This window comes from Pseudomonas sp. NPDC087336, from assembly GCF_044744285.1.
Taxonomy (GTDB): domain Bacteria; phylum Pseudomonadota; class Gammaproteobacteria; order Pseudomonadales; family Pseudomonadaceae; genus Aquipseudomonas.
The window spans coordinates 243743-250033 of the sequence record NZ_JBIUYA010000008.1 but is presented as its reverse complement, the minus strand read 5'-3'; the positions used below and the strand labels follow the sequence as shown (position 1 = coordinate 250033).

Sequence of the window (6291 nt, the reverse complement as noted above, 5' to 3'; positions counted from 1 at the left end):
TCGTCGTCATAGCGCTTGGACATTGCTAAACACCTTCGCCCTCTTGAATGAATGAGTCAATCAACAAGGGCGACAGGTAGCCTGACACGGAGGGCGTTTGCCAAAAGGGACTCGCCGTAAGGGCGAAACCATAAGTGGCTGTTACCGAAGGAATGGATATGTACACCTGAAAGATTAGCTTCTGCTGTCAGGCCGCCTTCGCGGGCAAGCCTCGCTCCTACAGAAGATCGGGTACAGCCCCGGGAAATTGGTCGACTGATAGGCCGCCTTCGCCGGCAAGCCGGGCTCCTACAAGGCCTTGGTCATGGCAATACCCTTTCGCCCCAGCTGCTTGACCCCATACATGGCCTGGTCAGCCGCCTTGAGCAAGGTATCGAGCGTCTGTCCATGCAACGGGCACAGGGCGATGCCAATACTGCACGAAAGTGAAATCTCCCCAGCGCTGGTCACGATTGACTGACCAATCGCCTCCAGCATCTTCGAAGCCTTTAGCTGGGCGTTATCAGGATCGGCCAGGTCAGTCACCAGCGCCACGAACTCATCGCCCCCGTAGCGGGCCACGGTGTCTCCCCCACGGGTGGCCCCCAGCATACGACTGGCCAGCACACGCAGGACCTGATCGCCGACCTCGTGACCGTAATGATCGTTGATGTCCTTGAAATGATCCAGGTCGATCAACAGCACGGCGAACGGAGCCCGCTCGAGCTTCCAGTGGGACATTGCCTGCTCGAAGCGATCGGCAAACAGATAACGGTTGGGCAGATCGGTGAGCACATCGTGGGTGGCCAGATAGGTTGAACGCTGGTGCTGGACTTCTGCCCGCTCCAGCGCCTTGAAATGCCGGATCAGCAACAACGGAATCAGCACGAACGCCGCGCCCAACAGCACCAGAAGCATCAAGGTCTGGCCGCTCAGGACGTCGGCAAAACGCAATTGCCGTTCAAACAGCAGCGTCATCGGCTGGGACGCACTGCGAATCTCGACCCGCTCTTCGAGCAGCGGCAGGAAAAAACGATCGACGGAACCGGCCTGCCCGGTCCCCGTCGCAAAGACATGGCTCTCAGACCCGGCAGCGTTCTGCAGCACAGCACGGATGTGCACTCGCGGGTCGACGTTCGCATGAATCACCGCATCGAGCAGCGACCCCGTCCTGACCAGCAACAAGGCGACCATGGTGCTGCCGAAGAAATTCGGCCGAGAGTTCTCGCGCACCCGTTCAGGCCGGCTGACCGATTGCATCAGAATGAACGCATCGCCGCCCTCGTACATGGTGAATACCGGCGATACCACCGGCTTGGGATTGTTGTACGTGCGGGCCAGCGCATGTGACAGGTAGCCGACGGTTTCCAGCCTGACGCCGTAGATCGCATTGGCCTGCGACAGCACGGGATACATGAACAGCACCGGCCAGGTCTCGCGCATAAAGGCCTGGTGCCGGGCCGGTTGCCGGGTAAGGGTGGGGAAATCCTTGAGCGTGAAATCCGGTCGCCAGGTCCGGCGCAGCAGTGCTTCGAAGGCTGACTGCTCGGCCACCGGTACCGCGCGTGCCGCTTCGAGCATGTACAGATGCGGGTAAGCCGACATCACCGCGGCAGCATAACGCGCCGCCGCTTCGGTATCGCTCTGGTCGACCGCCTGGAGGAAGGCCGAGAAACCGGCCAACACTGCTTCGTTGGTATCGAGCTGATTGCGCACGATACCGGAAATATTCTGCACGTATTCGTAGAAGCGCGTTTCCCGGCGTTGGGTTTCGGACGTGAGCAGCAACAGCGCAGACATGCCCATCAGGCCTACGGCGAGGATAATGAAGCCGGCAAAGGCACGGTGGCGTTTAGTCAATTTCACTCAGATTTGCCCGGTTTTCTGCGCCGGAGATGCATACCACCTGTCCCTGGGCACCCGCTTCTCATGCTCAGGATCGCCCAGATAGTGCGGCGACATGATCTGCACCTCGTACTCGTTGAACACATCCTGGATGTTGGCGTGCAGCATGCTCAACAGCTCCGCGCGCGGGCGTGGCTGGCTGGGAATGGCCTGGGCCACCAGGCGATACTCGGGATAAAAATCCGACAGCGCTGTCTGGAACACCTGCGGCGGTGGTTCATCGAGCACCCCGGGGGTGCGCCTGGCGGCTTCCAGCAGCATGGCTTCGACCTGGCGCCACGGCGTGTCGTAGCCAATGGTCACCACCGTGTCGACCACATACCCCGGGCCTTGCACGGTGCGCGAATAGTTCTTGGTGACGGTGGCAGTGATCATCGAGTTGGGCAGGGTCAGCACTTCCCCAAGGCCCGTGCGAATGCGCGTGGTGAACATGCCCAGTTCAGTCACCGTGCCCTCGTATTCGCCAATGCGCACGAACTCGCCGGGGCGCAAGGTGCGGGTGTACGTCAGGATCAACCCGGACGCCGCCTGCCCGACCACACTGGTGGCGCCCAGGGAAATCATCAGGCCGATCAGCACCGACAAACCCTTGAAGGCATCGGTACCCGCGCCCGGCAAGTAGGGATAGGCCATCGCCAGGGCAAACAGCCAGATGGCCAGGGAAGTCAGGCGTTGGGTCGGTTGCAGGGTTTCCTGGTTCAACCAGCTGAAGGTGCCGGGCGTGGCCATGCGCCGCAGGATCCGCCGGGCAAAGACCGTGATGCCCCGGGCAATGAAAAAGATCGCCAGTGCCACGCCCAGTCCTGGTATGGCGCCGACGATGCCCTGGAACAGATAACCGGCGACTTCCAACAGGTAGTTGTTGAGGCTTTCACCCCAGGGCCGGGTGTAGGGAAAGCGGGACAGGACAAAGCCCAGCCATTCGTAGGTCAGCAGCAGCACAACCAGCCAGCGCAATATCCCCAGCAGGCGGCTGACCAGCGGATACAGGTAGTTGGCATCGATCACCTGCACCCGTCCGACTTTCAACGCCTGGGTGTGCCGGTGCATCAAGTCCGGGAGCTTTTTCAGCAAGCGGCGGCGCAGGTACGCCATGCCCCAGAGCAACGCAAGATAGATGCCGGTGGCCAGCGCTGCGACCACCAATGACCTGAGAATCAGCCGCAGGCTGCGGGCTTCCTGGGTTTCGGCCACCACCAGGCGCAGATTGTCGGCAACACTTTCTGCCGCTTGCCTGACCGATTCGAACTCGGTGGGATCGACATCCTTGGGGGAAACGATAAAAGCGCGCTTGGAGCCCAGCAACACCAGGTAACTGCCCTGAATGGAGTCGAGGCTGACACGCAGATCGTCCGCTTCATCCAGGGCTTCGTTAATCACTGTTTTTGCACGTTTGACCCGGATTGGCGGCGCTTCACCGAGCACCGCACCGCGGAAAACCATGATGCTGCGATTGGCGATTTTCAGTTCCGCAGGCGCCGGTTGCGCCTCCGGCGGCTGGGTGGCGTCCTCGGCCCACAACAGCACCGACCAACACATCGCGACAATGACGATCAATGGGGCGAGCAACCTGCTCCGCATGCATCGGTTCCTTACGTCACAGGGTTCTGGACATAGCTACGTATCGCAGCGTAGACCAGCGATGAGCGGTTGTCATGAACGCTGGTGAACGGCCATTGCCGCGGCGTCGACTCAGTTGGGGTCGAGCAGCCCGCCATTCCAGTGACGCGACTGGCGACTGCCGGTGAACTTCGCCACCCCCATGCCCCGGGCGATCAGGCGATCGCGATAGCGGGTGACCAGGCGCCCGGTCTGCTCGGCGTACAGCACCACTTCGGAGGACGGATCGCCGGGGCGGCGCAGGATACGGGCGAAGCGCTGCCCCTGTTCGACGAGATCGCCCAACTCCTTCTCGAAGATCAGCACCCCGGGTTGCGGCGCAATAATAGTCTCCATGTGGCCCATCGCCACGGCCTCGACGGGCCAGTCGGTGGGCGCCAGCGTATCGTCGATGACACCATAACCGCAGAGCCAGGCGTAAAGCCCCTGGGCATCCTGCTCGGCGAAACGGTCGCTGACGTCACCCTGCCCGCGCAGCTCCAGGGTCGCGGCCATGCGTTGCCCAGTCGTGCCGTCGCGCAGCCAGGGCGCGATGATGGTTTCCTCGAACGAACCATCGCCGCCGTCATCCCAGATGATCGCCACGTCCATCTGCAGCGCCGCCGCCAGTTCACGGCCACGGGGCCAAAAACTGCGGTGCACGTACAGGTAGGGCAACGCTTCGTCATCGGTGTGCAGGTCCAGCATCACCTCCGCCGGTGCCGCCAGTTGCACCAGTTTCTGTTGCCACTCCTGGACGTTGGTCGAAGGTCGCTGCATTGCGGCCGACTGATCGAAGCCACGGTTGAAGTTCTGTCCGCTCCCATCGTGAAAACGCCCCAGGATCCGCCCCTGGCGAAACTGGCCGATGCCCTGCGGATTGGCCTGTGGCACTACGGTCACGCTGCCTTTGAGCCGGCCCTGGGACTCGGCCACCTCAAGGCGCTGCATCAACAGGTGCAGCACCAGCATGCCGGCGATTTCATCGGCATGCACCCCGGCCTGCAAGTGCACCTTCGGCCCACCGCTGGCGCCTTCGAAGCGCCAGGCTCCGACCTGTACCGGATCACCATTGTTGTTGCGAACGTTGAACGAAACATCCTGCGCCATGGGCTTGTCCTCCTGTCATTGATCCACGACACCCGCCTGGCCGCGATCGGGCTTGCTCTTGGCCGCTTCGGGATAAAGGGGCTGCGACACGGAGCATTCGGCGCCGACGACGTCTTGTGACGGGTGCCGGCCAAAAATCATCGCCAGGGTGCCGCTGACCGCGATCAACCCGGCGCCAATCATCAACGACACATCCATCAGCGTGCCCCAGATCAGGCTCGACAGCAGGAACGCCCAGATCAGCCCGGTGTACTCGAACGGCGCCAGCACGGTCGCGGTGGCACGCTGGAAACTGGCGAACAGCAGGAACTGGCCAATGCCGCCCATCAGTCCCGCGCCAAGCATGCCCAGCCAGGCCGGAACCGGTGCCGGGGTGTGGGTCCAGGGCAACGCCAGCGCCATGCAGATGACAAACACCACGTTGGAGATCAGCATCTGCTCCAGCACCGAAGTCTGCTCATCCACCTGGCGCAACTGGATATAGGTGAACGCCCAGCACATCGCCGCCAACAGGGTCAGGACAATCGGCAACGGATCGCCCATGTCGCTGGGGCGACAGGCGATCACCACGCCGATGAACCCGATGATCAGGGTGAACCACTGCCAGCCGTTGACGCGCTCCTTGAGAATCGCAGTCGCCAACACCGTGACCATGATCGGCGCCGAAAAATACAGGGTAGTCATTTCCGCCAGGGTCAGGTCGCGGGCCGCCGTGTAATACAGCAGCCAGGCCGCGATCGACAGCAAGCCGCGCACCACCAGCAGCCGCCGGCTGGACGAACCCCAGGCACGCCGCACCAATTGCAAGCGGCCTATCAGCAAGCAGGCGAGCACCACCACCAGGGCGCGCCAGAACAGGATGGTAAACACCGAATAATCGGCCACCAGCCACTTGATGCCGGCATCCTGCAAAGACAGGAAGGCGTAGCCCAGGGTGCACAGGCCAATGCCTTGCAAGGAGCGGTCAACCAATGGCGTGTTGTTCATCATGCGGACCTGCGTACGGGGGTGCCACGGCGCTCGGCGAAGGCGAAAAGCGCCTCGATCAGGAAGGTCAGGCACACGTAGACACCGGCCACCAGCAGCAACGGCTCGTACACCTGCAGAGTCTGCGCGCGCACCACGTTGGCCGCGCCCAACAGATCGATCACCGCAATGGTCGAGGCCAGGGCCGTGGATTTGAGCAGCATCACCGTTTCCCCGGCCAGGGTCGGCAACAGCAATCGCAGCGCCCGGGGCAAACGCACCCGCAACAGGGCCTGGCGCGGGGTCATGCCGAACGCCGAAGCCGCTTCCATTTCGCCTTTGGGCACCGCCAGCAGGCCGCCGCGGATCACTTCGCCGACATAGGCCCCCACCGACACCACCAGGGCGAACACGATGTACCAGTAGCCGTCACGCAGGTACGGCCAGAGGAAACTGCCGCGAATCAGCGGGAATTGCGCAAACAGACTGCCCAGGCCGTAGTAGAAGATGTAGATCTGGATCAGCAAGGGGGTGCCGCGGGTCACGCTGGTGTAGAACAGGCTGAGCTTTGCGATGACTCTGTTCTTGGAGATCCGCGCCAGCGCCACCAGCACCGCCAGGAGAAAACCGAACACACTGGCAGTCAACAGGATCAAAAGGGTCGTTTGCAGCCCCCGGGCCAACAGCGATGCGTATTCAACTATCCACACTGGAATCATTTCATTCTCTCTG

The 6291-nt window shown here is 62.1% G+C and carries 5 protein-coding genes; all 5 read right to left on the bottom strand.

The window, feature by feature from the left end; genetic code table 11:
* Positions 1–288 precede the first annotated feature (288 nt).
* The gene (locus ACIO0C_RS10870; RefSeq protein WP_401311447.1) at positions 289–1839 is read right to left on the bottom strand and encodes a diguanylate cyclase domain-containing protein; all 1551 of its coding nucleotides are present in this window, start codon (positions 1837–1839) and stop codon (positions 289–291) included.
* Between the two features lie 6 nt (positions 1840–1845).
* Positions 1846–3465 carry a mechanosensitive ion channel family protein gene (locus ACIO0C_RS10865; RefSeq protein ID WP_401311419.1) on the bottom strand — a complete coding sequence of 540 codons (1620 nt, stop codon included), beginning with the start codon at positions 3463–3465 and terminating at the stop codon, positions 1846–1848.
* Between the two features lie 111 nt (positions 3466–3576).
* Complete coding sequence (locus ACIO0C_RS10860) at positions 3577–4593, bottom strand: succinylglutamate desuccinylase/aspartoacylase family protein (RefSeq protein WP_401311416.1); 1017 nt, start codon at positions 4591–4593, stop codon at positions 3577–3579.
* A gap of 15 nt (positions 4594–4608) precedes the next feature.
* Positions 4609–5583, bottom strand: a complete 975-nt coding sequence (locus ACIO0C_RS10855; protein ID WP_401311413.1) for a DMT family transporter — start codon at positions 5581–5583, stop codon at positions 4609–4611.
* Positions 5580–6278 carry an ABC transporter permease subunit gene (locus tag ACIO0C_RS10850; protein WP_401311410.1) on the bottom strand — a complete coding sequence of 233 codons (699 nt, stop codon included), beginning with the start codon at positions 6276–6278 and terminating at the stop codon, positions 5580–5582. The genes ACIO0C_RS10855 and ACIO0C_RS10850 overlap by 4 nt, the downstream gene beginning before the upstream one ends.
* Between the last annotated feature and the right edge of the window lie 13 nt (positions 6279–6291).